General features: G+C 72.6%; 26 protein-coding genes. 10 read left to right on the top strand and 16 right to left on the bottom strand.

The features are described 5' to 3' along the window. The first annotated feature begins 98 nt into the window (after positions 1 to 98). The 3 genes from ACFT41_RS14535 (at position 99) to ACFT41_RS14545 (ending at position 3089) form a co-directional block, all read left to right on the top strand. The gene (locus tag ACFT41_RS14535) at positions 99 to 743 is read left to right on the top strand and encodes a TetR/AcrR family transcriptional regulator (protein ID WP_377586593.1); all 645 of its coding nucleotides are present in this window, start codon (positions 99 to 101) and stop codon (positions 741 to 743) included. A 287-nt stretch (positions 744 to 1030) separates the two neighbouring features. Further along, positions 1031 to 1723, top strand: coding sequence for a response regulator transcription factor (locus tag ACFT41_RS14540; RefSeq protein ID WP_377586595.1), 693 nt, complete (start codon positions 1031 to 1033; stop codon positions 1721 to 1723). Next, entirely contained in the window at positions 1713 to 3089 is a 1377-nt protein-coding gene (locus ACFT41_RS14545) for an ATP-binding protein (protein WP_377586597.1), read from the top strand. Before ACFT41_RS14540 ends, ACFT41_RS14545 begins: the two co-directional genes overlap by 11 nt. 109 nt (positions 3090 to 3198) lie before the next feature. On the opposite strand, the gene ACFT41_RS14550 is transcribed toward ACFT41_RS14545, so the two are convergent. Further along, positions 3199 to 3888, bottom strand: a complete 690-nt coding sequence (locus ACFT41_RS14550) for a DUF2202 domain-containing protein (RefSeq protein WP_377613828.1) — start codon at positions 3886 to 3888, stop codon at positions 3199 to 3201. A 229-nt stretch (positions 3889 to 4117) separates the two neighbouring features. Between ACFT41_RS14550 and ACFT41_RS14555 the strand changes: the two genes are divergently transcribed. Beyond that, the gene (locus ACFT41_RS14555) at positions 4118 to 4354 is read left to right on the top strand and encodes a YgaP-like transmembrane domain (protein ID WP_377590527.1); all 237 of its coding nucleotides are present in this window, start codon (positions 4118 to 4120) and stop codon (positions 4352 to 4354) included. 167 nt (positions 4355 to 4521) lie between these two features. Then, positions 4522 to 4953, top strand: a complete 432-nt coding sequence (locus ACFT41_RS14560) for an OsmC family protein (protein ID WP_377590526.1) — start codon at positions 4522 to 4524, stop codon at positions 4951 to 4953. 134 nt (positions 4954 to 5087) lie between these two features. Here the strand turns inward: ACFT41_RS14560 and ACFT41_RS14565 are convergent, their stop codons facing one another. Then, positions 5088 to 5357, bottom strand: a complete 270-nt coding sequence (locus ACFT41_RS14565; protein ID WP_377589789.1) for a metal-sensitive transcriptional regulator — start codon at positions 5355 to 5357, stop codon at positions 5088 to 5090. Between the two features lie 151 nt (positions 5358 to 5508). Between ACFT41_RS14565 and ACFT41_RS14570 the strand changes: the two genes are divergently transcribed. After that, positions 5509 to 6711 carry an FAD-dependent oxidoreductase gene (locus ACFT41_RS14570; protein ID WP_377589790.1) on the top strand — a complete coding sequence of 401 codons (1203 nt, stop codon included), beginning with the start codon at positions 5509 to 5511 and terminating at the stop codon, positions 6709 to 6711. A 79-nt stretch (positions 6712 to 6790) separates the two neighbouring features. Beyond that, complete coding sequence (locus tag ACFT41_RS14575) at positions 6791 to 7183, top strand: DUF302 domain-containing protein (RefSeq protein ID WP_377589791.1); 393 nt, start codon at positions 6791 to 6793, stop codon at positions 7181 to 7183. Positions 7184 to 7249: 66 nt separating this feature from the next. Here the strand turns inward: ACFT41_RS14575 and trxA are convergent, their stop codons facing one another. Continuing rightward, on the bottom strand, positions 7250 to 7618 hold the full coding sequence (gene trxA, locus ACFT41_RS14580) for a thioredoxin (protein ID WP_377589792.1): 369 nt from the start codon (positions 7616 to 7618) through the stop codon (positions 7250 to 7252). A 170-nt stretch (positions 7619 to 7788) separates the two neighbouring features. Between trxA and ACFT41_RS14585 the strand changes: the two genes are divergently transcribed. Both ACFT41_RS14585 and ACFT41_RS14590 read left to right on the top strand, forming a co-directional pair. After that, positions 7789 to 8103 carry a rhodanese-like domain-containing protein gene (locus ACFT41_RS14585; RefSeq protein WP_377589793.1) on the top strand — a complete coding sequence of 105 codons (315 nt, stop codon included), beginning with the start codon at positions 7789 to 7791 and terminating at the stop codon, positions 8101 to 8103. 20 nt (positions 8104 to 8123) lie between these two features. After that, the gene (locus tag ACFT41_RS14590) at positions 8124 to 8471 is read left to right on the top strand and encodes a rhodanese-like domain-containing protein (RefSeq protein WP_377589800.1); all 348 of its coding nucleotides are present in this window, start codon (positions 8124 to 8126) and stop codon (positions 8469 to 8471) included. A gap of 62 nt (positions 8472 to 8533) precedes the next feature. Here the strand turns inward: ACFT41_RS14590 and ACFT41_RS14595 are convergent, their stop codons facing one another. The 13 genes from ACFT41_RS14595 to ACFT41_RS14655 form a co-directional block, all read right to left on the bottom strand. Next, the gene (locus ACFT41_RS14595; protein WP_377589794.1) at positions 8534 to 8938 is read right to left on the bottom strand and encodes a Fur family transcriptional regulator; all 405 of its coding nucleotides are present in this window, start codon (positions 8936 to 8938) and stop codon (positions 8534 to 8536) included. A 315-nt stretch (positions 8939 to 9253) separates the two neighbouring features. Further along, positions 9254 to 9907: a choice-of-anchor M domain-containing protein gene (locus tag ACFT41_RS14600; RefSeq protein ID WP_377589795.1), complete on the bottom strand. Its 654-nt coding sequence runs from the start codon at positions 9905 to 9907 to the stop codon at positions 9254 to 9256. Next, positions 9904 to 10560 (bottom strand): choice-of-anchor M domain-containing protein, encoded by a 657-nt coding sequence (locus tag ACFT41_RS14605; RefSeq protein WP_377589796.1) that lies wholly within the window; start codon positions 10558 to 10560, stop codon positions 9904 to 9906. Before ACFT41_RS14605 ends, ACFT41_RS14600 begins: the two co-directional genes overlap by 4 nt. Positions 10561 to 10627: 67 nt before the next feature. Beyond that, positions 10628 to 11500: an anchored repeat-type ABC transporter permease subunit gene (locus tag ACFT41_RS14610; RefSeq protein WP_377589797.1), complete on the bottom strand. Its 873-nt coding sequence runs from the start codon at positions 11498 to 11500 to the stop codon at positions 10628 to 10630. After that, complete coding sequence (locus ACFT41_RS14615; RefSeq protein ID WP_377589801.1) at positions 11500 to 12213, bottom strand: anchored repeat-type ABC transporter ATP-binding subunit; 714 nt, start codon at positions 12211 to 12213, stop codon at positions 11500 to 11502. Before ACFT41_RS14615 ends, ACFT41_RS14610 begins: the two co-directional genes overlap by 1 nt. A gap of 26 nt (positions 12214 to 12239) precedes the next feature. Further along, a complete protein-coding gene (locus tag ACFT41_RS14620; RefSeq protein WP_377589798.1) occupies positions 12240 to 13232 on the bottom strand; it encodes a choice-of-anchor M domain-containing protein in 993 nt (330 codons plus the stop codon). Beyond that, positions 13232 to 16345 carry an anchored repeat ABC transporter, substrate-binding protein gene (locus ACFT41_RS14625; protein WP_377613829.1) on the bottom strand — a complete coding sequence of 1038 codons (3114 nt, stop codon included), beginning with the start codon at positions 16343 to 16345 and terminating at the stop codon, positions 13232 to 13234. The genes ACFT41_RS14620 and ACFT41_RS14625 overlap by 1 nt, the downstream gene beginning before the upstream one ends. Positions 16346 to 16472: 127 nt before the next feature. Then, positions 16473 to 17615, bottom strand: coding sequence for a WxL protein peptidoglycan domain-containing protein (locus ACFT41_RS14630; RefSeq protein ID WP_377586679.1), 1143 nt, complete (start codon positions 17613 to 17615; stop codon positions 16473 to 16475). Positions 17616 to 17746: 131 nt separating this feature from the next. After that, the gene (locus ACFT41_RS14635) at positions 17747 to 19219 is read right to left on the bottom strand and encodes a choice-of-anchor M domain-containing protein (protein ID WP_377586680.1); all 1473 of its coding nucleotides are present in this window, start codon (positions 19217 to 19219) and stop codon (positions 17747 to 17749) included. 38 nt (positions 19220 to 19257) lie between these two features. Continuing rightward, on the bottom strand, positions 19258 to 19563 hold the full coding sequence (gene rpsN, locus ACFT41_RS14640; protein WP_377586681.1) for a 30S ribosomal protein S14: 306 nt from the start codon (positions 19561 to 19563) through the stop codon (positions 19258 to 19260). After that, on the bottom strand, positions 19563 to 19730 hold the full coding sequence (rpmG, locus tag ACFT41_RS14645; RefSeq protein ID WP_013287204.1) for a 50S ribosomal protein L33: 168 nt from the start codon (positions 19728 to 19730) through the stop codon (positions 19563 to 19565). Before rpmG ends, rpsN begins: the two co-directional genes overlap by 1 nt. After that, positions 19730 to 19966, bottom strand: coding sequence for a 50S ribosomal protein L28 (gene rpmB / locus ACFT41_RS14650; protein ID WP_377586682.1), 237 nt, complete (start codon positions 19964 to 19966; stop codon positions 19730 to 19732). Before rpmB ends, rpmG begins: the two co-directional genes overlap by 1 nt. Before the next feature lie 150 nt (positions 19967 to 20116). Continuing rightward, positions 20117 to 21439, bottom strand: a complete 1323-nt coding sequence (locus ACFT41_RS14655; RefSeq protein WP_377586683.1) for a condensation domain-containing protein — start codon at positions 21437 to 21439, stop codon at positions 20117 to 20119. 194 nt (positions 21440 to 21633) lie between these two features. Between ACFT41_RS14655 and ACFT41_RS14660 the strand changes: the two genes are divergently transcribed. After that, on the top strand, positions 21634 to 22683 hold the full coding sequence (locus ACFT41_RS14660) for a beta-ketoacyl-ACP synthase III (RefSeq protein ID WP_377586684.1): 1050 nt from the start codon (positions 21634 to 21636) through the stop codon (positions 22681 to 22683). The last annotated feature ends 6 nt before the right edge of the window (positions 22684 to 22689 follow it).

Below are 22689 nucleotides of genomic sequence, written 5' to 3' on the forward strand. Positions count from 1 at the left end.
GTAGCGTCAGTCAAGAGCGGACGACGACTTCGTCAACACTGAGTTCCGGCTGGGTTAAGGTGGTCGCGGACCCACCCGGGAGAGGTGAGCACGCCGGTATGACTCAGCAGACCAGGCAGGCGACCAACCGCCTGGAACGGCGGAAGGCGCACACCCGGTCGGCGCTCGTACGCGCCGCACAGACCTTCATCGCGGCCGGCAAGCCGCACGTGCCGATCCTTGAGCTCACCCAGGCCGCCGACGTGGGGATGGGGTCGTTCTACAACCACTTCGACAGCCGCGAACAGCTCATCGAGGCCGCGGTCGAGGACGCCCTCGATCGCTACGGCACCCTGCTCGACGAGGCGACGGCGGGCCTGGACGACCCGGCCCACGTGTTCGCGCAGAGCTTCCGGCTGACGGGGCGACTGCACCGCCGACAGCCCGAGCTGAGCAGGGTCCTGCTCAGCACCGGCCTGACCCTGGCCGGCTCGGACAAGGGCCTCGCACCGCGAGCCCGGCGCGACATCGCCGACGGCGTCCGCGCCGGGCGGTTCAGCGCCCACGACCCGGAGTTGGCGATGGTGACCGTGGCCGGCGCCGCGCTGGCCCTCGGGCAACTGCTGCACGACCAGCCGGAGCGTGACGACGTCGCAGCCACCGACCAGGTCACCGAGGACGTGCTGCGCATGCTCGGCCTACCGCCCAACGAGGCCCACGAGATCTGCCAACGCCCGCTGCCCGACCTTGACGATCGTCCGTAGGTCGGGCACCTGATCTCGGACTGGCGCGGCGCTGCGGATGGCAGGCGGCCTGGCCCTCGGCAGAGAGTTCCACGCCGGAAGCGCATGGCGTCCATGCCGACTGATTCTCCGCCGGCGGACTCGCAGGTCCGCAACCGCCGGCGGCGCACGGGCGTCCGCCAGCGGACCGGGGATGCCGCGGGTCAGCGGCCGTCGGTGGTCGCCTGATCCATGGCAGGGCCTGCCGACGGCGCGCCACGGGCCGTTCGGCCCTGGCCCGGCGCCGCCGGGGACGGGAGCGTAGGGCCGTGTCGGACACGGTGCTGGTCGTCGAGGACGATCGGGAGTTGCGGGACGTGGTACGCCGCTACCTGGAACGGTCCGGGCACGCGGTGCACACCACCGGATCCGGCGCGGAGGCGCTGAGCCGCCTGGCCGCGGGCGGGATCGATCTCGTCGTGCTGGATCTGGGCCTGCCGGACGTGGACGGCCTGGAGGTGCTGGCCGCCGCACACGACGGGCCGCAGGTGCCGGTGGTGGTGCTGACCGCGCGCAGCACGGTCGAGGAGCGCATCGACGGGTTACGCCGGGGCGCCGACGACTACGTCACCAAGCCGTTCAGCCCGACGGAGCTGGTGTTACGGGTGGAGGCCGTGCTGCACCGTACCCGCGGCGCAGCCGGCCCCGCCGGGCCGGTCGGCTTCGGCGGGGGCCGGCTGTGGCTGGACGAGCAGCGCCACGAGGCGGTGCTGGACGGCGCCCGGCTGGATCTGACCCCCACCGAGTGGGGACTGCTGACCGCGCTGGCCGCCGCCCCGGGCCGGGTGTACTCCCGCTACGAGTTGATCAACAGGGTCCGCGGGTACGAGTTTCCCGGGTACGAGCGAACCATCGACTCGCACGTGAAGAACCTGCGCCGCAAGCTCGGTCCGGACGCCGCCGGCACCGTGGAGACCGTCCTGGGCGTCGGTTACCGGTTGGGCTGGACCCGTGACCGCTGAGCGGTCGCGGCTGAGCGGTCGGGGGCGGCCGCTGTCCGGCCCGTTGGGTCGGCGGCTGCTGGCCGCGTTCGTGCTGGTCGCGCTCTCCTCGGTGGCGGTGCTCAGCATCGCGGCGCTGGTGGCCACCGACCGCGGGCTGGCCAGCGCCCAGCAGGCCGAGCGGCAGCGGGTCGCGCAGCGGGTGGCGACGGCGGCCGGCACCGCGTACGCCCAGGCCGGAGGCTGGACCGGCGCGGAGCTGGCGCCCGCCGCGGCGTTGGCCGACGGCTCGGGCGCCCGCCTGGTGGTACTGCTACCCGACGGCGGCATGGCGTGGCCCGGCCGTGGCATGGGCCCGATGGCCGGCGTGCACACCGGCACCGGCACGGTCGTGGAGGCGCCGGTCACCGCCGACGGGCAGCGGGTCGGCACCGTGCGGCTGGCCTTCACCGGCGCGGCGGCCAGCGGGCGCGGCGTGGCCTGGTCCTGGATCGGCGGTGCCGCGCTGGCCGCGCTGGTCGTGGCGCTGCTGGTCAGCGCGTATGTGGCGAGCCGGCTGGCCCGGCCGCTGGTCGCGCTGGCCGCCGCCACCCGTCGCTTCGCCGAGGGTGACCGGACCGCCCGGGCTGCGGTGTCCGCGCCGGGCGAGCTGGGCGAGGTGACGCGCGCCTTCGACACGATGGCCGAGGCGGTGGTACGTGCCGAGCGGGTCCGGCGGCAGTTGGCCGCCGACGTTGCCCACGAACTGCGCACCCCGCTGGCCGCCCTCCAGGCCGGCCTGGAGGAGCTGCGGGATGGGCTGCGCCCGGCCGACCCGCCACGGCTTGCCGCCCTGCACGACCAGACCCTGCGCCTCGGCCGGGTCGTCGAGGACCTCGCCGACCTGTCCGCCGCCGAAGCCGCCGTGCTGTCCCTGCACCCCGTCGACACCGACCTGGCCGCCGTGGCCCGCGCCGCGCTCGCCGCCCAGCAGCCGCGGCTGGACGCCGCCGGCCTGACCGTCACGACCGATCTGGACCGGCCGGTCCCGGTGCGGGCCGACCCGGACCGGCTGCACCAGGCCATCACGAATCTGCTGGCCAACGCCGCCCGCTACTGCCGCCCCGGCGACCGGGTCGAGCTGTGGGCGCGCGTCGAGACCGGCAAGGCGTTGCTCACCGTGGCGGACACCGGCCCCGGTATGTCGGCAGAGGAACTGCCCCGTGCTTTCGAACGGCTCTGGCGCGGCCGGGACGCCCGGCCCATCGCCGGCAGCGGCATCGGCCTGGCCGTCGTCCGCGAGCTGGTCACGGCACACGGCGGTGCGGTGGCGCTGGACTCGCCCCCGGGTGGCGGACTCACCGTCACCATCGGCCTGCCGGCCCGGCAACCGGCCGCCGCCGGTTGACCTGGCGATGAGCACCGAGGCCGGCAAGGTGGGTCGGGAGGGCCCTGCGCCCCGATCGTCGGCGGTGCCGGCTGTCGGCCGGCACCGCCGAAGTTCGGGGGGGGTTGGGTCAGGTCCAGCGGGTGAACGCGGCCAGGTGTCGCTCGGATGCGGCGAGCAGGTTGGTGTAGAGCTGCGTGACATCCGGGGCGGAGAGGCCGGTCAGCGCGGCCTTCAGGTCGGCGATGTCGGTCTGCTCGACCTTCTTGCCGACGCCGAGGGCGGCCGTCTGGCTGGTGCTTCCCTCAGCGAGCAGCGTGTCGTACGTGGCCTGCACGGCCGGGTCGCTGAACGTCCCGTCGGTCGTGCCCGCGGTCGGGTCGACCACGCCGTAGCGCTGCAGCAGGGTCCGCACCATGGCCAGGTGTTGGGCCTCGGAGTTGGCGATGTGGTCGAAGACCACCAGGTCGTACGTGGTGCCGAAGGCCGCGTACAGGTCGTGGGCCAGCTTCTCCTCCTGGGCCATCGCGGCCAGGGTGCTCTTCTGCGCGTCGGTGAGCGTGCCCTGCTGCGCGGTGACCGACGACCCGGCGCACCCGCCGCCCCGGGCCATCGCGCCCGGGCCCATGGGGCTGGTGGCGCCGTTGCGGGTGCCGTGGCCCATGCCACCGTCCCCGCCCGATCCCGGCGTGGCGGTGGCGGCCGGCCGGTCGAAGGGACCGGCGCCGGCCAGCGCTGGCGCGGCGATCGCCACCCCGCCAAGGCCCAGCGCCCCTGCTGCTACCAGGATCACCGTCCGGTGGGCCGTCGTTGTTCTCATCTCGTCCTCCTTCGTCGGTGCCGACACCACCACCGTGGCGCCGCGGGGTGCGGCCGCTGTGGAGACGGTGTGGAGGCGACGTGGAGAACGCCAGCGTCGGGACGGTGAAAGCGTCCGATACATCGGACACAACTCCGAACGTCGCGGTTTCGCCACTTCGGGTGCTGTTCGGCGATAGGCTGCCGGGAAGTTGGGGGCTATCGTCCCTTTTCGCCCAGGGGGTGTGGTCGTGCCCGTCCTGCAGTTCTTCAACTCCCCAGCCGGTCGCGTCGCTCGGGTCGTCCTCGGGTTGGTGCTCATCGCGGTCGGGGTGTCGTTGGGCGGCTGGTGGTGGCTGCTGGCCCTGCTGGGCCTGTTGCCACTGGCCGCCGGGCTCTTCGACTTCTGCACCCTGGCACCGTTGTTCGGCATGCCGCTGTCCGGCCGCCGCTTCCAGGAGGCCAGCCGGAACAGAGGACGCCGGTGACCCACCTGGGCGCTCCCCTGTTCGGCTGATGATGCGCGCTTCTTCACCGGGTTGTCCGGGGCCCGCGCCCAGCAGGGCCCAAGGTCCTCTCATCAGGGCCGCACGGGACTTCTGCGGAGACAGGCTGCGGGTGTTGGCTGAATCGGGAACACGGGAAGGAGCAGGCGATGGGACAAGCCGGCACGCAGGCCGTGAATGGGCAGATCGGGGCGGTGGACGTCCGCTTCGCGGCGGGTGAGTCGTACGAGTTCGCGGTGCGGGGACACCGGCTGCTGGTGGATCAGCCACCGGATGCGGGTGGCGCTGACGAGGCGCCCACGCCGACGGAGTTGTTCGTGGCGTCGCTGGCCACCTGTGTGGCGTTCTACGCCGGCCGGTACCTGACCCGGCACGGCTTGGGCCGGGACGGCCTGGGCGTGTCGGTCACGTACCGGATGGCGGCGGACCGGCCGGCCCGGGTGGCCGACATCCGGCTGTCCCTGCGGCTGCCACACGGGTTTCCGCAGGAACGCACGCAGGCGCTGCTGGCGGTGGCGTCGCACTGCACAGTGCACAACAGCCTGGCCTCCCCGCCGACGGTCACCGTCGACGTGCTCTGACCACGTCTCCGGGTGCACGTCGTCTTCTGCGGGTCGGGGCCACGGCGGCGGTCGACAGCCGCCGGTGTTCGTGGTCCCCGACGAGCACCGGACACCGCCCGCGCCGCCGCCAGGCAGCGCGGGCGGTCGACCGCTCAGGCGAGCGCCAGGAAGAGCTTCTCCAGCTCCTCCTCGGTCATCTCCGGCGCCTCGCCACGCTCGCGCGCGGCCTCGCAGTACCGCACGCCCGAGGCGATGATCTTGTAGCCGGCGCGGTCGACGGCCTTCGACACCGCGGCCAACTGGGTCAGCGCCTCGCGGCAGTCCCGACCGCTCTCCATCATCTCGATGACCGTGTTCAGCTGGCCCCGAGCCCGCTTGAGCCGCGTCAGCGCCTCGCCGGTCATTTCAGGTCGAAGATCCATCGCCCCACCTCCCACGCTCACCATACCCCCGGGGGTACCGATCGATGCTGGCATACCCCCACGGGTATGGTTAACCTCGAAAGTCGCCGGCACATTCCCGCACGTGGGGCGATGTCCCCGGCGGTCGCCCTGCACATACCTGGGAGGTTCCATGACTGCGGTCCGCCATCATCAGGTGGTCATCGTCGGCGGCGGCACCGCCGGCATCAGCGTGGCCGCGCGACTTCGCCGCCAGGGGGTCACCGACATCGCCCTGGTCGAGCCCTCCGAGCACCACTACTACCAGCCGCTGTGGACCCTGGTGGGAGGTGGCCTCGCCAAGGCGGGCGAAAGCGTACGGCCGCAAGGCAGGCTCGTCCCCAAGGGCGTGACCTGGATCCGGGACCGGGCGGCCGGGGTCGACCCGGACAACCGGACCGTCACGCTCACCCGCGGCGACACGCTCACCTACGACCAACTCGTCATGACCCCCGGCCTGCAGCTCGACTTCGAGGCCGTGCCCGGTCTGGCCGAATCGGTCGGGCGGAACGGGGTGTCGAGCAACTACCGGTACGACCTCGCACCACGCACCTGGGAGTTCATCCAGAACGTACGCGGCGGCACAGCGATCTTCACCATGCCGGCCGGGCCGATCAAGTGCGGCGGCGCCCCGCAGAAGATCGCCTACCTGGCCGCGGACTGGTGGCGTCGCCAGGGGCTGCTGGATGCCACCCGGGTGATCCTGGTGCTGGCCACGCCGACCATCTTCAGCCAGCCGGACTGGGCGAAGGCACTGGAGAGAATCGCCGCGGACTACGGCATCGAGGTCCGCTACGAGTCCCAACTGATCGAGGTCGACGGCGACAGCCGGCGTGCGGTCATCCTCGACAGCAAGTCCGGCACCAGGGAGACCCTCGACTACGACCTGCTGCACGCCGTACCGCCACAGAGCGCGCCTGCCTGGCTCAAGGACAGCGCCCTCGCCGACCCCGCCAGCCCGTTCGGCTACCTGGCAGTCGACCGGTACACCCTCCAGAGCACCCGCTGGCCGGACATCTTCGCGCTCGGCGACGTGGCGAACCTGCCCACCTCCAAGACCGGAGCTGCCATCCGCAGACAGGCGCCGGTGGTGGTGGCCAACCTGCTGGCCGCCGGCCGGAACAGACCGCTGCCGGCCCGGTACGACGGCTACACCTCCTGCCCGCTGGTCACCGCCCACAACCGGATGCTGCTGGCCGAGTTCGACTACGAGCTCAAGCCGACGCCCAGCTTCCCGCTCATCGACACCATGAAGCCGCGATACGACATGTGGCTGCTCAAGCGGCACGGGCTTCCGGCGATGTACTGGCACGCCATGCTGCGCGGCCTCGCCTGACCGGCTCGGCACGGCTTTGCCGAATCACCCGCGCCGGCCGCTCACGGCCGGCACCATTTCAGCTGAGGGAGAGCAGAGCATGAGCTACGCGATGACCATCCGGTTGACCGCCGGGTTCGTCCCGACCGTCGAACGGGTCCGGTCGGCGCTGAAGGACCAGGGCTTCGGGGTGCTCACCGAGATCGACATGCGGGCCACGCTGCACGAGAAGCTCGGGGTCGACCTTGAGGAGTACGTCATCCTCGGCGCCTGCAATCCGCCGCTGGCGCATCGGGCCGTGCAGGCCGACCGGAACATCGGCCTGCTCCTGCCGTGCAACGTCGTGGTCCGCGCCGACGGGCCGGACGCCACCCTGGTGCAGGCGCTCGACCCGCAGGTGATGGTGCAGTTGAGCGACGCAGACGAGCTGCGGGCGGTCGCCGACGAGGCGACCCGACGGCTGCGGGCCGCACTGGACGCCCTGTCCGGCTGACGAACGGCGGGGTGCGGGCATCGCCCGCACCCCCGGTCGTGGTCGTGGTCGTGGTCGTTCAGGATGTCACCGGTTGGCCGGCTCCCCGGAGATCTTGGCCCGCACCTCGTCCATGTCGAGCTCGCGGACCGCCTGGATCACCTGCTCCAGAGCTGCGGCCGGCAGCGCACCCGGCTGGGAGAAGACCAGCAGGCCGTCCCGGAAGGCCATGAGCGTCGGGATCGACCGGATCTGGGCCGCCGCGGCCAGGCCCTGCTCCACCTCGGTGTCCACCTTGCCGAACACGACGTCCCGGTGCTTGTCGCTGGCCTGCTCGAAGACGGGCGCGAAGCCGCGGCACGGACCGCACCAGCTCGCCCAGAAGTCCACCAGCACGATCCCGTCGCGGGTGACGGTCTCCTCGAAGTTCGCGCCGGTCAACGCCACGCTCGCCATGTCCAACCTCCACGTTTCAGTAGTGCTCTCGCACCTACCAACATACCCCCGGGGGTTTACATTCCCCGGGTGGCACCCGCGCCCGCACTCGACCGGCGGGAATGCCGGGCGGCCCCGGCGCGCTATGGTCGATGCAGATACCCTGGGGGGTATCAGGATCGGAGGATGAGATGCAAGAGGTGAACTTGGCGGACTTCGCCGCCGCACACGCCGACGGGGCCGCCGTGGTGGACGTCCGCGAGCCGTTCGAGTACGTCGAGGGGCACGTGCCCGGCGCCCGGTCGGTGCCGCTGGCGCAACTGCCGGCAGTGGTCGGAGAGCTCCCCCGCAACCGCCCCGTCTACGTCATCTGCGCCAGCGGTGGTCGCAGCATGTCCGCCGCGCAGTTCCTGGCCCGCGCCGGCATCGACGCCCGGTCGGTCGCCGGCGGCACCGGCGGGTGGGCCCGCAGTGGTCGCGCTGTCGCGACGGGAGCGGACGCGTGAACCTCGGCGGGATGCTGAAGATGGTCTTCGGAAAGCCCTACACCTCCGTCGGGCCCGAGGAGGCTGCGGCGCTGGTCGCCGACGGAGGGCTGTTGCTCGACGTTCGGGAACCGGCCGAGTGGCGGGCCGGCCACGCGCCCCGGGCCCGGCACATCCCGCTCGGCCAGCTCGCCGGCCGGGTCGGGGAAGTGCCGGCGGACCGGCCGGTGATCACTGCGTGCCGGTCGGGGGCGCGCTCGCGGCAGGCGGCTGCGCTGCTCGCCCGCGACCGGCACCAGGTCTACAACCTGGCCGGCGGGATGCGGGCCTGGGTCCAGGCCGGAATGGCGCTCCAGGCCAAGGGTGGGCGGCCCGGGCACCTGAGCTGAGGGCCACCCGGAGGGCCGAGATCGGCCAGATCGCCACGCCGGCGGCAGCCGCAGGCACGTGCTCAGGCAGCACACTTGCCGCAGGTGCCGAATATCTCCAGGGTGTGCCCGACATCGGTGTAACCGTGCTGATTGGCGACCTGGTCGGCCCAGCGTTCCACGGTCGGTCCGGCCACCTCGACGGTGCGCCCGCAAGAGCGGCACACGAGATGATGGTGATGCCGGCTCTGCCTGCAGCGACGGTACAGCTGCTCCCCATTCGGCAGCCTGGTCGAGTCGATGTCACCGTTGTCGACCAGCATCTGCAGCGTGCGGTAGACCGTGGTCAGGCCGACGCGAGCGTTGCGCGCGACAAGCATCTGGTGCAGCCGCTGCGCACTGTGGAACGCGTCCACCTCGCGCAGCAGCGCCAGGACTTCGGCGCGCTGACGGGTGTTGCGCGTCGCTCCCCGCAATGCGTCGGTCACGGCTCGCCGTCTCCTCCCACCGTGGCGGCTGCTCGACGCCGGCACACCGGTCCGTCCGGGCTTCGCAGCACACGACATCCCAACTCATTATGCACTGCGCATATGCATGACCTCGCATGCGAGTGGAGACGCCACCAAGACCCGACACCGGGAGCGGCACCCGGGGCCAGCGCGGCCGTCGGACGTGTTGGCCGGTGGCCGGTGGCCGGCGCGGAACCCGGTGGGTGATGGTCCCGCGCCGGCCGGTCCGCCACCCTCGAGGTACCCCCTACCTCAGCGGACCACAGAAATGGTAACGGATATCAGTTGCACCAATCAGGCGAGCACCTCGAAGGTGAAGGTCTTCGGACCGGAGGTGACGGTGCCGCCGGTGGCGGCGAGCGTGCCGGTCACCTCGAAGGTGACGGCGTAGGTGCCGGGGGCATCGAAGCCCCAGTTGGCGTGGGCATGGGTGTTACGGCTGACGTTGAGGCTGTCGGGCAGGCCGTTGCCACTGTCGAACAGCACGGTCGGGGTGCCACCGGAGACGGTGTAGACGCTGAATCCCGCCGGCCCGGAGACGCTGGTGAGTCTGAACGTGACGCGGTTGTTCTGGAAGACGCCGGAGGGCACCTCCGCCGTGTTCCAGCCGGCCCAGAGCAGCCCCGCGGTGCTGGACTGCGGCAGGACCCAGGCTTGTCCGCCAGTGCCGAGGAAGGACCAGGCGGCGGTGCCCGGCACGGCGATCTCGGCGGTGTTCGGCACCCGGAAGAGCACGTCGGCGGGGTCGCGCTCGACGTCGGTGCCGCCAGCGCCGTCGAGGACGTTGACGGTGAGCGCGCCTGCGGCGTAGTCGACGTCGATCACGTCGACGTGGCCCGCGGAGAGCACCACGGGCGCCGCGGCGACGGGAGTCGCGGCGCCGACGAGCAGGGCGGCGGTGAGCGCGACCGCGGCGAGGAACCGGTTACGGAGCACCATCGCGCTCATGCCTTGACCGTGAAGCGGAGCGTGGCGGGGGCGGAGGCGATCTGTTCGCCGGTGCCGGCCAGGGTCCCGGTGGCCTGGACCGTCACGCAGTACGTGCCGGCCGCGTCGAACGCCCAGTTGGCGTGCGCGTGGTCACCGGCGGTCAGGGCGAGGGCGTCGGGCAGGCCGTCACCGCTGTCGGCCAGGACGCTCGGTTGGCCGACGGCGTTCTCGGTGTAGATCGCGAGCTGGCCCGGGCCGGCGACGGACTGGACGGACAGCGTCAGCGAGTCGTCGGCGAAGACGCCGCCCGCGACCTCCTCGGCGGCGATGCCGGGCCAGATCAGATCGGCGTTCTGGATCTCGGGCAGGATCCACACCTGGGACACGCCGGGGGTGCCGAGGAAGGCGAACGCGGGGTCGGCGGGGACGGTGACCTTGGCCTGACGCTTGACGACCAGCCTGACCTCGCCGGTGCCGTACTCGACGTCGTTGTCCTCGTCGTGGACGCCGATCTCCAGCACACCACCCGCGTAGGCGACGTCGACGACGTCGAGGTGACCGGTATTGAGCACCACGGTGGAGGTGCCGGCCGCCTGGGCGGGCAGGGCCGTGGCGACCAGCGCCACACCCAGCACGCCCGAGGCCAGCAGATGACGAACGGTGCTGCGCACGAAGAAGCTCCTCTCCCGAGGCGGTCCCCGATGGACCACCTCTTAATGAAAAGCATAGTCGTTTTCATTAAGCCTGGATAGGGTGCCGCGGACGGCGGCGCCACCTGGTCAACAGACCGTGCCGGGGGGCGAACAGCCAGGCGGCCAGGAAGACGGCGGTGGCGACCAGCACGACGGTGCCGCCGACCGGCGTGTCGTAGCTCCAGGACAGGTACAGCCCGATGGTCGCCGAAGCACCGCCGATCACCGGGGAGAGCAGCATCATCACCGCGAGTCGGTCGGTGAGCAGCCGGGCTGCCGCGGCGGGGGTGATCAGCAGGGCCAGGACGAGGATGTTGCCGATGGTCTGCAGCGAGATCACCACGGCCAGCGCGACCAGGACGTAGAGCGCGATGTCGAGCCAGAAGACCGGCAGTCCCATCGCGCGGGACATCTCGCGGTCCAGGCAGACCGCGACGAACTCCTTGTGCAGTGCCAGCACCAGCCCGAGGATGATCAGGCCGGCGCCTCCGACGAGGTACAGGTCCCGGTCCGGGATGCCGGTGATGGAGCCGAAGAGGAACGACTGCAGGGATCCGGCGTAGCCGGGCGCCTGGGAGATGATCACGATGCCGAGGGCGAACGCGCCGACCAGGAGGACCCCGATCAACGAGTCCTCCTTGACCCGCCGGTTCTGCGCGAGGATCGCGATCAGCAGGGCGGTGGCCACGCCGGCGACCGCTCCGCCGAGAACCAGGCTGCCCTGCAGCACGAAGGCGGCCGCGATGCCGGGGAAGACCGCGTGTGCCACGACGTCGCCGATGAAGGCCATCCCCCGCAGCACCACGTAACAGCCGACGACGCCGCAGACGACACTCGACATGAACGCCATGGCCAGCGCCTTGGGCAGGAAGGCCAGATCCGGGTTGAACAGGTCGGTGAGGAAATCGGTGATCGACATCAGGTCGCCTTCACGAGCTTCAGCAGCGGGGAGGTCGTGCTCACCCCGAAGGTTGTGGTCCACGCCTCGGCGTCCTGCAGGTCGGCCGGGCGCCCGTCGGCGACGACCCGGCCGTTGAGCAGGACCAGCCGGGTGCAGGAGTCCACTGCGGCGACCAGGTCGTGGGTGGTCATCAGCACCGCCCGGCCCTCCTGCGCCAGGGCGCGGAACAGGTCTCCCAGCAGCTCCTGGGTGGGCATGTCCAAGCCGGTGAACGGCTCGTCGAGCAGCAGGATGCTCGGGCCGAGCGCGAGCGCCCGCGCCACCAGGACACGTTGGCGCTGCCCGCCGGACAGCTCACCGACCGGCCGGCGGCGCAGCCCGGTCAGCTGCACCCGGTCGAGCGCGTCGCCGACCGACCGCCAGTCGGCCACCCCGGGGCGGCGGAGCAGACCCAGGCGGCCGGTACGCCCGGTCAGCACCGCCTGCTCGACGGAGATCGGGAAGTCCCAGGTGAACTCATGGCGCTGGGGGACGTAGCCGATGTCGGCGCGGCCGGGACGCGACGGCCTGCCCTCCACGGTCACGGTGCCGCCGCGGGTGCGGGTCAGGGTCAGAATGGCGCGTAGCAGCGTCGTCTTCCCGGCGCCGTTGGGCCCGAGCAGTCCGACCAGCTCGCCCCGGTCCAGGTGCAGCCGCACGTCGCGCAGGACCGGCCGGCCGCCGAGGTCCACGTCCAGCCCGTCGATGTCCAGTGCTCTCACCGCCGGCCCTCCGACGCCGACACGACGCGTTCCTCCTCGGCCCGCCGCTTCGCGGCGCGTCCGCGCAGCAGCAGGAGAACCAGCCCGACGGCGAGCAGGAGGGCCGTTCCCATCAGCCCCGTACGCAGCATCGTCGACGAGGTGCCCGCCGACGCGTCGACGTCGGCCTGGTTCCCGCTCACCGCTGCCGCCCCCGTCGCCCCGGGGATGTCCGCCGTGGCGGCGAACGCCTGGTCGCCGCTGGTGCCGTCCCCCACCGCGAAGCGCAGGGTGCGGGTGGCCGAGACCGTCTCACCGTTGATCAGGTCGGCCGACGCCCGCACGGCGACGAGGTAGACGCCGGGCATGGTGAACACCCAGTTGGCATGGGTGTGGGTGTTCACCTCGGCCCAGAAGGGCTGGGGCTTCGACTCGGCGGATCGCCACAACGGCTGCGGTGGCGTGAAGTTGCCCGACTGCAGGTACGTCGTCAGGCTTCCCGGTCCCCGTACGCCGAGCAGGGTCAGGGTGACGCCACGGTCGATGGTCTGCATCACCCGGGGGTCCTGGGTGTTCCAGCCGAGCCAGACGACGTCCTGGTTCTGGACCTGCGGCACCACGTACACCCGCTTGCCGGCCTCGACGCCGAGGAAGGCGTACGCCGGATCGTCCGGAACGCTCTGCAGCGCGGCGTCGGATACGCGGAGCACGGCCTCGTCGGGGTTGCGCCACACCGGTCGCGCCTGCGTGCCGTCGTGGATCAGCAGCGTCCACTGGTCGTCCACGTAGCGGGGACCGAGGTCGACGTGCCCGGTGGCGAGTTCCGCCCGTCCGGTGGTGACCGGCTGGTCGGCGGCGATCGACTGGCCGAGACCCGGCACCGGCTCCTCGGCCCGCGCCGGGCTCTGCGCCGTGGCCAACACGACCACCGCGCCCAGCACGATCCGCAGGACTGCGGTGGCCCGGTGACGCCGCCCTCGCGTCCGTTCTGCCGTCACTGGTTCCTCCATCACTTGTCCGTGGTCAGGCAGTTGCGCAACGATTCGGCGTTGAACCGCATCATCTCCGCGTAGGTGGTGACGTCCCGGTCGAAGGTGTCGCCGTAGATCGGACACACCCGCAGTCCCTCCTCCCGGGCCACCTCGGTCAGGGTGGTGGACCGGGCCGCCAGGTTCGGCTCCAGGAACACGGCGGGGATCTTCAGGTTGCGGATCGTCTCGGTGAGCCGGCGGCGGTCGGCCAGGCTCGGCTCGGTCGCCGGGTTCGGGGTGACGAAGCCGGAGACGTTCATCCCGTACGCCTGCGCCAGATAGCCGAACGCGTCGTGGGTGCTGACGAGGTGGCGTCGCGACGGTGGGATCCGCGCGATGGTGTCCCGGACGTGGCTGTCGAGCTTCTCCAGTTCCCGGATGTAGGCCGCCGCGTTCGCCCGGTAGGTGGTCGCACCCGCGGGGTCGACCCCGATCAGGGTGTCCCTGATCAGCTCCACGTAGGAGATCGCGTTGCGCACGTTCTGCCACAGGTGCGGGTCGATCTCGCCGTGTACGTGCTTGCCGAGGACGGCCTGCGGCAGCTGATGGACCTGGGTGCCGGGCCGGCCCAGGAACCGGAACCTGCGGTCGCCGGGTACTTCGCGCAGCGCCTTGTTCGGTACCTCGATGACGGTGCTGGCCGGGTCGTGCACCCGCTGGTTGGCCTCGCCGCCGCCCTTCGGGTCGGCGAACAGGTAGAGGCGCCGCTCGTCGAGGTCCGCGGTGACGTCGGCGTGTCCGGAGTGCAGTACCGTCGCTCCGGTCATCCCCGGCACCGAATGGGGATCCACCCCGACCGCGAAGGTGAACACCTGCTCGCCCAGTGGCACGGGAGCCGTGTCGGGGGTGACCGCCAACCGTGCGCGCATGGTCAGCCGGTAGACGCCCGGCCTGGTGAACGCCCAGCTCATGTGGGTGTGCGCGTCGGGTGGCAGCCTGGCGGTGTCGTCCCGGTACCCGTTGGCGGCTTCGAACCCGTCGGCCGAGTCGACGGAGAACGACGGGTTGCCGAACGACCCGGTCAGGTACGCGAGCAGCCGCCCCGGCCCGTCCGCGGCCGTCGCGCTGAGCAGCACGTCGGAGGCGCGGTTCGCGCCCAGCGCCGCGCCGGTGCCGCGGACCCGCATGCCCAGCCAGATGGTGTCCAGTGACACGTCCTCGACCAGCGGGATGATCTCGGCGGCGTACTTCACCGCCCCCTCGGCCAGCGAGACGTTCGGCACGCCGTCGCGCAGGTTCGCGTCCAGCGCCTTGATGACGGCCTGCTCTTCCAGGAGCAGGTAGTTGCTGAACGCGACATCCGCGTAGACGACGTCGCGCACGTCGCGCAGCGACGGCTCGTAGCTGTGCGGATCGGCGCCGTCGGGCACCAACGAGGTGACCAGCACCCGGTCACCACCGACGTTGCCCACCAGGTCGCGGAGGATCCCGGTGGTGGTGACGACCTGGACCCGCTCGTCGTGCGCGCGCAACGTCGCCCCGGACCGGCAGCCGTAGGTCAGCGACGCGATCAGCAGCAGCGGCAGCAGCAGCCACAGCCGTGGGCTCGGCCGGCGGCGGCGGGCCACCAGCGCCAGCAGGGTCCCCACCGCGACCAGGATCACGCCGGCCGCTCCGGCCGTCAGCACCCAGCCGGCGCCGGTGCGAGGCAGGACGCCGCCGTCGCCGTCACCCCCGTCGTCAGCACCGCCACCGGGGCCGAAGCCGTCGGTCGGGTCGGTGTTGTCACCGACGGCGATGGTGAGCGTCTTCGTGTCGGTGACCGCCCTGCCGGCGCTGGTGGTACCGCTCATCTGCACGGCGAGGCGGTACAGGCCCGGCTTGCTGAACGCCCAGTTGCCGTGCGCGTGGCTGTTCAGTGCCACACCGGTCTTCTGCGGGAACGGCCTGCTGGAGTCGAACAGCACGTCGGCGTTGCCGAACGCGCCGGTCAGGAACAGGGCGAACCGGCCGGGTCCGTCGACCCCACGTAGCGTCCACGTGACGTCGCCCCTGACACCCGACACGACGGACGGGTGCTGGGTGTTCCAGCCGGGCCACACAAGTCCCGCCTGCTGGGTCTGCGGCAGCAACCACACCGTGTCGCCCGGGTCGCCGAGGAATCCGGTGCCCGCGGGCACCGTCGTCTTCGCCTTGTCCTTGATCTGAAGGACCACGTCGGCGGTCTCCCGCCAGACCGGAGGACTGCTCCGGTCGTCCTTGATCCGGATCGTCCAGCTGTCCCCGGACAACTGCGGACCCATGTCCACGTGTCCGTCGGCGATCACCTGGCGGGCAGCCGTGGAGGTGGCCGCCGCCTTCACCGCGGACGGTGAAGCTGCGGTGGGCCCCGGCGCGGCAGCCGGCTTCGGCGCTGTCACGGGCGCGGGCGCGGCGACCGGCGGCCCGTCACGCCGCGCCGCCGGTTCGGGCGCCACCGGTGGCGGCTGCCCGACCGGGTCGATGACGGGCACGCGCACCCGGTACGTCGCGTCGGCACTGACCTCCCGGCCGGAGCGCAGGGCGGCCGAGCCGGTCAGGGTCAGCCGGTACTCGCCGCCCGCGTCGAACGCCCACACCACGCCGCCGGTACGGGTCCCCACCGGCAGCCGCACCGACCGTTTCCCGCCCGGCCCGCTGCCGAGCAGCGGGCTCGCCGCGCCCAGGCCGGACAGGGCGTAGGCGGTGAACGTTCCCGGCCCCTCGACCGAGCGCAGGGTGAGGGTCACCGCCTCGTCGACGACGACGCCGGGGCTCAGCCCGGTGGTGTCCAGGGCCGGGAATCCGGTGTCACCGGCGGCCAGTGACCACACGGGGTGTCCCGGCGCCCCGAGGAAGGCGAGGGCCTTTCCGGCCGGCACCCGGCCGGAAAGGCCGCCGTCCGGGCCGAGCACCACCTCGGCCGGATCATGCCCGGGCTCGTCCCGGGCCGCCTGCGCGGCGTCGCGAATTCGCAGCGACATCGACTCGCCGTCGAGCGCGACGGAGACCAGGTCCGCGCCGGCCGCCGCGAGCACGACCGGCTCCGCAGCCGCCGCCGTCGCCCCTACGGCCAGCACCAGTACGGCCGAGGCAAGGCCGGCGGCCACGGCACGCACACCTCTCGTCGTCATTGCCTGCTCCCCGATCGGCGTGATGATGGTTCGTCGTGCCGCATCGAGCCGGCGCGGCTGATGGCGGCGGGCACCCTCCGGTGTGCCGGAGGGGCGGGTGCGGTTCCTTCGGTGGGGCGCAGCCGTGTCACTCCTCGTCCTTCCCCGTGCGGTCGACGTTCGGTCGTGGGTCGTCGGGGCCTTGCCCGGCACGACCGGCCGGCGGCGCCGGGCGGTCGGGGGCTGTCCCGCCGCCGGCCTGTGCGCGCCCCTCCTCCCGGGCGGCGGCCACGGCCCGCGCGAGCTGACGGGCCCGCCGTCGACGGGCCCCGACCAGCGCCCAGCCGGCGAGGGCCAGCAGGGCGAGCAGGGCCAGCTGCGGCCAGGGCACCGCCCAGACGACGACCTGTGCCGTGTCGCCCTGCGGCGGCGGGTCGAGGACCTGCTCGCCCACGGCGGCGGGCGTGACGCCGGCGATCGTGGTCAGCCGGAACAGCGGTGGCACACCGGTCACGCGTACGGAGGCGGTCAGTTCACCGCCGGGCAGGATCTCCGGCAGGGCCGCCGCGTCCGCCGAGCGCCGGCCGAGGCCGAACGGTCCGGCCGCGCCGAGCGTGGGCCGCGCGGTGAGCCGTACGTTGCCGGTGTTGCGGACCGTGAAGGTCGCGGTGAGCCGGCCACCGGCAAGGGGGTTGACCGAGCCGGTGTGCCGCACCCGAAGGTTCTCGACGGTCAACGCCGGTTGCAGTTCCCCGGTGACGCGCAGGTAGACGCGCACACCGACCCGGTGGTCGACGGCGACCTGGTTGCCCTGCGCGTCCGCCGTCGTCGTCGCGAGCGAGGCGACGATCCCGCCGGCGTGGTCCCCCGGTGTGGCGTTGCCCGGCACGGTGAGCGTGAACGGGACGATCAGCCGGGACGTCGACGGGATGGTCAGGGTCCGGCGGGTCAGGCGGACCCAGGAGCCGACGTCCGTGGGCTGTCGAGCACCGGCCAGCAGGTCGAAGCCGCCCTGCGCGGTGGTGAAGGCGTCACTGGCGTAGAGGTTCAGGGTGAGCGGGCGGGCCGAGTGGTTGGTGACCGCGACGTGGTCGGTGAGCGTGGCGCCGGGGTCGAGCTTGTAGGTGAACGCGGCGCGGCCGTTCGGTGCCCGCACGCTCGCCGGCGCCACCCCCCACGTCGCGGCGGACGGCGCCGACGGTGCAGGGAGTGGCGGCGGGGCGGGGGGTGACGGCGGGGCGGGGGCCAGGGCGATGCCGAGCAGTGCGACGACGACGGCGGGCAGGCGCATGGCGAGGCTGGTTTCCGTTCCTGGACACGAGGGGGATGGGGCGGGGTGGGCGGGCCGCGGCATCGGTCCCGCCCACCCCGCGACCGTCCGGTGGTCGGCTCGGCGCGAGACCGCCGGACGGGTCCGGGTGATCAGATCGCGGTGAGGGTCAGGGTCGCGGTGTACGCCCCGGCGGCTGTCTCGGTGGGCAGGCTCAGCCGCAGGCCCGCGCCCAGTTGCGCGGTGCCCCGCCCGGCGCCGCCCGGTGCCGAGCCCAGCACCGCGCTGTTACCGAGCCCGCCGCCGACGCCGACGACGTACGGCGCCACCTCGGGGCCGGCGACCACGTCCTGGCCGGCGGCCTGGGCGAGGACCCGCGGGGTCCAGCCGAGGTAGCCGGCGCTGAAGCTCGCGCCCGCCGGCCCGGCGAAGTCCGCCGGGATCTGCCCGGAGGCGCTCCACCCCGGCTGACCGGCGCGGGTGTCGGTCACCGTGACCGGCCGCAGCTCGCCGCTGCTCTCCCAGCGGTCACCGCCGGCACCCAACTGGGCGGGCGGCAGCACGACGGCCCGGTCGTCCGGGTCGACGCTGAGCACCAGGGAGCCCTGCGTCTCGTCGATCGACGCGGTGACGGTCTGCGAGGGGCCCGGCTCCTGCGGCGGGAACGCCACCCAGAGGGTCGCCGGTTCGCTGGTCGCGACCACGGTGTGGTCGTCGTCGTAGAGCTTGACGACGTACTCGCAGGCGTTCAGCTCCCGGGTGGCGGTGAAGGAGTAGCTTGCAGCCGCCTCCCCGGCGACGATGCTCCAGTCCGCCGCGCCCGGACACCTGCTGAACCAGTGGTAGTGGTCCAGTTCGGTCTGTGGCGTCTGCGCTGCGGCAAGTGTCACCGTGTCGTTGGGCTGGTACTCGTCGGCCATCCCGCCGATCGACAGGCCGATCTCCGGGTCGCCTCCGGACAGCTCGCCGACGACGAAGGAGTAGTCGACCGGTCCGGTGCTGACCGTGGTGCCGTCGGTCCGCGTCGCGTCGGCCTGGAACGTCAGGGTGTAGCCACCCAGCGCGCTGAACGCCCAGTTGGCGTGCGCGTGGGTGTGCACCGGGACGTCGATCGCGTCCGGCAGCCCGTCGTCGCCACGGAACTTGATGATCGGACCGCCGAATGCGTCCTGGGTGAACAGCGTGACGTTTCCCGGGCCCTGCACGTCGAGCAGGCTCAGCCGCACCTTGTCGCCGGTGAACACCCCCTCGTCGAGCGTGGTGGTGTTCCAGCCCGGCCAGAGCAGGTCCGGGTCCTGGGTCATGGGCAGCAGCCAGATGCGTGAACCGGCCGTTCCCAGGAACGCGAACCGCGGGTCGTCCGGCACCGGCGTCTCCGCCTGCGGCAGCACCTGGAACGTGACGTCCGCCGGATCGCGGATCACGGACGGGCTGACGGTGTCGTCATGCACCTTGAGGGACAGCTTCCCGTCGGTGTAGCGCACGTCGACGGCGTCGGTGTGCCCCTTGGACAGCACCGGCCTCTCGGCCGCCGACGCGGTGGCGGGGACCAGCACCACGCCGGCGGCCACGACCGCTGCGCAGGTCAGGGCCGCGAGAGTGCGCTCCCTCGCTGTCGCGTTCATACCTCCCCTTCCACACCACACCCGCCTGCGCGCGGCCGTCACCAGGACGCCTTGCGTACCCCGGGCAGTTCGCCCCGCAGGGCCAACTCCCGGAACCGCACCCGGGACAGCCCGAAGCGGGTCAGCACGCCACGCGGGCGGCCGTCGATCTGGTCCCGCGACCGCAGCCGCACCGGGCTCGAATCCCGGGGCAGCCGGCCGAGCCGGCGGACCGCCCCGGCGCGTACGTCCGGGTCCGTGTCCGGGTGGGCGATCAGCCGCTTCAGCTCGGCCCGCGCCTCGGCGTGCCAGGCCACCAGTTCCTCGCGGCGGGCCTGCCGGTTGACCAGGCTCCTGCGGGCCATCAGCGTGCCTCGCGGAACTCGACGTGGCGGCGCACCACCGGGTCGTACTTGCGCAGCACGAGGCGGTCCGGGTCGTTGCGGCGGTTCTTGCGGGTCACGTACGTGTAGCCGGTGCCGGCGGTGCTGCGCAGCCGCACGATCGGACGCACGTCGGTCTGCCTGGCCATCAGAGCTTCACCCCTCGCGCGCGCAGCTCCGCGACGACTGACTCGATGCCCCTGCGGTCCACCGTCTTGAGCGCCTTCGCGGTCAGCGTCAGCCGGACCCACCGGCGCTCCGCTGGCAGCCAGTAGCGGTGGTTCTGCAGGTTCGGGTTCCACCGGCGGCGGGTACGCCGGTGGGAGTGGGACACGGCGTTGCCGAAGCTCGGTTTCGCGCCGGTGACGTCACAACGTCGGGACACGGTGATCGTTCCTCCCTGGAGTTGCCATCCAAACGACAATGGTTTTCATTCTTCCATCGCCGGCCCATAATGGCAATCATTTCCAGTTACGTCGAGAGGGAAGCCGATGTCGTCGTCACCACAGGCCCCGCCGACCGCAGGGTGCCCGGCTCAGACCCCCGACCAGGCGTCGTGCTGGGCGACGTCGCCAATCCTGTCGTCGACGTCCAGGCCGCCGGCCACGGCATCGAACGCGTGCAGCAGGCGCACCGCGCGGCTGCGGGGCAGCAGCCGCTCGTCCAGCCGGAGCCACAGCGACGCCGTCGTACCCTCGTCGTGGACGAGCAGCCCGTTGGGCCCCGCCTCCCGGCCGGGCAGCCAGCTGAGTACGGGCTCCGGGGGCGCTGCCGAGCCGACCTGCGGTGAGGCGACGTAGTTGGCGATGAACTGCCGGTGGAACAGCACGTCCGAGCGGCGGAAGCGCCGGCCCCGCAGGATGTGGGTCCGGTCGAGGTCGTACGCCCCGGTGCGACCGGCCCGCACACCAGCCCGGTGGACGCGCCGAATGAGGTCGCCGACGGTTTCGTCCGGGTCGACCGGCACGACGGCGGGAACCGGCTGCGCGGTGCAGCACAGGGCCCGGTGCATGTCCTTGCTGTACCAGCGGTTGGCGGCCATGACACTCAGCACCGGCTGCCGCCAGCCGAACTGCCGCCACAGGGTGACGGCGGTCAGCGCCTCCATCGCCGAGGCACCGCCGACGTCGAGCCGGCGGGTGAGCCGCCGGAGCGCGCCGGCGAACGCGGCGGACCGGAGCACCGGCTGATGCCACCGCGAGCGCTCCGGCGGGGTACCGGCCCACTCCGGGGGCGGCTCCCGCCACGGCAGCGTGGGCAGGAGTGCGTCCCAGTAACGGTCCGCCTCCGCGCGCCGCTGCGCCCAGCGGGGCGAGCCCTGGTCCCGGGCGATGTCGAGGGGGCGCGCGGTGGATCCGGCCGGCGGCCGTCCCGCCAGGAGCCCGGCGAGCTCCGCCCGCAGCCGCTCAAGGGAGATCCAGTCGAGCATGACGTGATGCGCGACGAGCACCACGTGGGTGGGCCGCCCGTCGACCACGGTCACGGTGACCCGCCAGGGCGGGCCGGCGGTCGGATCGAGCGGCGACGACTGCGACCAGGTGCCGGCCTCGGCGACGAACCGGCCGATGTTCGCGCGGTCGCCGTCGACCACGGCCGGCGCGCCGCCGGTCCGGGCCTGCACGATCTGGTACGGCAGTCCGGTGCGCTCGTGCACGTCGTAGCGGGTCCGCAGGACGTCGTGCCGGCGTTCGAGAACCGCGATCGCCTCCGTGACGGCCGGCAGGCCGACGCCGGCCGGCACCGCCACGGAGGCGGTCAGGTTGACCTCCCCCAGCATCTCCGCCGGGTACGGCTCGGCGTTGCGCCAGATGTAGAGCTGGCCGAAGGTCAGTGGTCCGCTGTCCGTACGGTCGCTCATCCAGATGCCTCCTGCGGGCACGGCGCGCCACCGGCGCGGTCGCGCGATTCGACAGCAGCATGGGTCGTCCGAGCTCGACGCCGCAACGACTCCGGGGCGACGCGAACGCCCGTTGTGCGGGCTCAGCAACGGTTGACGGCCGAAGCAACAGACGTTGATGTGCGGTGGACGGGGCGTTCCTAGGCTCGGGTGTCATGCAGACGAACGGCCTGGTCGAGGGCGGGTACACCACTGCGGGGCGGGTCCGGTCCGCCGTGCTGCGCGGTGTCGGCGGTCAGGTGCCGGCGCGTACGGTGACCAACGACGAGGTCGCCGCGCGGACCGGAACCTCCGTCGGGTGGATCGAGGAGCGCACCGGCATCCGCGAACGCCGGGTGGTCGACGCCGGCACCGCCACCTCCGACCTCGCCGTGGGCGCCGCCGAGCAGGCCCTGAAGTCCGCCGGCGGACCCGCCCCGGACGTGCTGATCGTGGCGACCACCACCCCCGACCACCCCTGCCCCGCCACCGCTCCTGCGGTCGCACAGCGACTGGGGCTCGGCGGCGTCGCCGCGTTCGACCTGAACGCCGTCTGCACCGGCTTCGTCTACGGTCTGGCCACCGCCGCGGGTCTGGTGCGCTCCGGGATGGCCGGGACCGTGCTGGTCGTCGGCGCGGACACCTTCTCCACGATCGTCGACCCCGACGACCGGGACACCGCGGTGATGTTCGGCGACGGCGCCGGCGCGGTCGTCGTCGGCGCCGGCGACGAGGCCGAGCCCGGTGCGCTGCTCGCCGTCGATCTGGGCAGCGACGGGAGCCTCGAGCAGGCGATCCAGGTGGCGGCGGGCGGGTCCCGCCTGCCGTCCGCCGCAGGCCTCCCCCGTTCCGCCCGGACCCTGGCCATGAGTGGTCGCCTGGTCTACCGTCACGCGGTCCGTCGGATGTCCCAGTCCTGCCGGGCGGTGCTGACCCAGGTCGGTTGGCGACCGGCCGACGTCGACCGGCTGGTGCCGCACCAGGGCAACCTGCGCATCCTGCGGGAGGTCGCCGCGGAACTCGGTGTGGACGCCACGTGCCTGGTCAGCAACATCTCCCACGTCGGCAACACCGCTGCCGCGTCGATACCCCTCGCGCTGGCCGACGCGGTCGCCGCCGGAGAGCTGCGGCCGGGCGACCGGACCGTGATCACCGCGTTCGGCGGCGGCGCGACCTGGGGCTCGGTCGCGCTGCGGTGGCCCCACCTCGACCGACTCGTCTCGTAAGGACAA

Origin of the sequence: Micromonospora sp. NPDC057141, from assembly GCF_042670805.1 — a bacterium.
Lineage (GTDB): Bacteria > Actinomycetota > Actinomycetes > Mycobacteriales > Micromonosporaceae > Micromonospora.

Coding starts and splice junctions, on each gene's coding strand:
- ACFT41_RS14535 (WP_377586593.1), top strand. CDS start 99: ATGACTCAGCAGACCAGGCAGGCGACCAACCGCCTGGAACGGCGGAAG.
- ACFT41_RS14550 (WP_377613828.1), bottom strand. CDS start 3,888: ATGAGAACAACGACGGCCCACCGGACGGTGATCCTGGTAGCAGCAGGG.
- ACFT41_RS14560 (WP_377590526.1), top strand. CDS start 4,522: ATGGGACAAGCCGGCACGCAGGCCGTGAATGGGCAGATCGGGGCGGTG.
- ACFT41_RS14565 (WP_377589789.1), bottom strand. CDS start 5,357: ATGGATCTTCGACCTGAAATGACCGGCGAGGCGCTGACGCGGCTCAAG.
- ACFT41_RS14570 (WP_377589790.1), top strand. CDS start 5,509: ATGACTGCGGTCCGCCATCATCAGGTGGTCATCGTCGGCGGCGGCACC.
- ACFT41_RS14575 (WP_377589791.1), top strand. CDS start 6,791: ATGAGCTACGCGATGACCATCCGGTTGACCGCCGGGTTCGTCCCGACC.
- trxA (WP_377589792.1), bottom strand. CDS start 7,618: ATGGCGAGCGTGGCGTTGACCGGCGCGAACTTCGAGGAGACCGTCACC.
- ACFT41_RS14585 (WP_377589793.1), top strand. CDS start 7,789: ATGCAAGAGGTGAACTTGGCGGACTTCGCCGCCGCACACGCCGACGGG.
- ACFT41_RS14590 (WP_377589800.1), top strand. CDS start 8,124: ATGGTCTTCGGAAAGCCCTACACCTCCGTCGGGCCCGAGGAGGCTGCG.
- ACFT41_RS14600 (WP_377589795.1), bottom strand. CDS start 9,907: ATGAGCGCGATGGTGCTCCGTAACCGGTTCCTCGCCGCGGTCGCGCTC.
- ACFT41_RS14610 (WP_377589797.1), bottom strand. CDS start 11,500: ATGTCGATCACCGATTTCCTCACCGACCTGTTCAACCCGGATCTGGCC.
- ACFT41_RS14620 (WP_377589798.1), bottom strand. CDS start 13,232: ATGGAGGAACCAGTGACGGCAGAACGGACGCGAGGGCGGCGTCACCGG.
- ACFT41_RS14625 (WP_377613829.1), bottom strand. CDS start 16,345: ATGACGACGAGAGGTGTGCGTGCCGTGGCCGCCGGCCTTGCCTCGGCC.
- ACFT41_RS14630 (WP_377586679.1), bottom strand. CDS start 17,615: ATGCGCCTGCCCGCCGTCGTCGTCGCACTGCTCGGCATCGCCCTGGCC.
- ACFT41_RS14635 (WP_377586680.1), bottom strand. CDS start 19,219: ATGAACGCGACAGCGAGGGAGCGCACTCTCGCGGCCCTGACCTGCGCA.
- rpsN (WP_377586681.1), bottom strand. CDS start 19,563: ATGGCCCGCAGGAGCCTGGTCAACCGGCAGGCCCGCCGCGAGGAACTG.
- rpmG (WP_013287204.1), bottom strand. CDS start 19,730: ATGGCCAGGCAGACCGACGTGCGTCCGATCGTGCGGCTGCGCAGCACC.
- ACFT41_RS14655 (WP_377586683.1), bottom strand. CDS start 21,439: ATGAGCGACCGTACGGACAGCGGACCACTGACCTTCGGCCAGCTCTAC.
- ACFT41_RS14660 (WP_377586684.1), top strand. CDS start 21,634: ATGCAGACGAACGGCCTGGTCGAGGGCGGGTACACCACTGCGGGGCGG.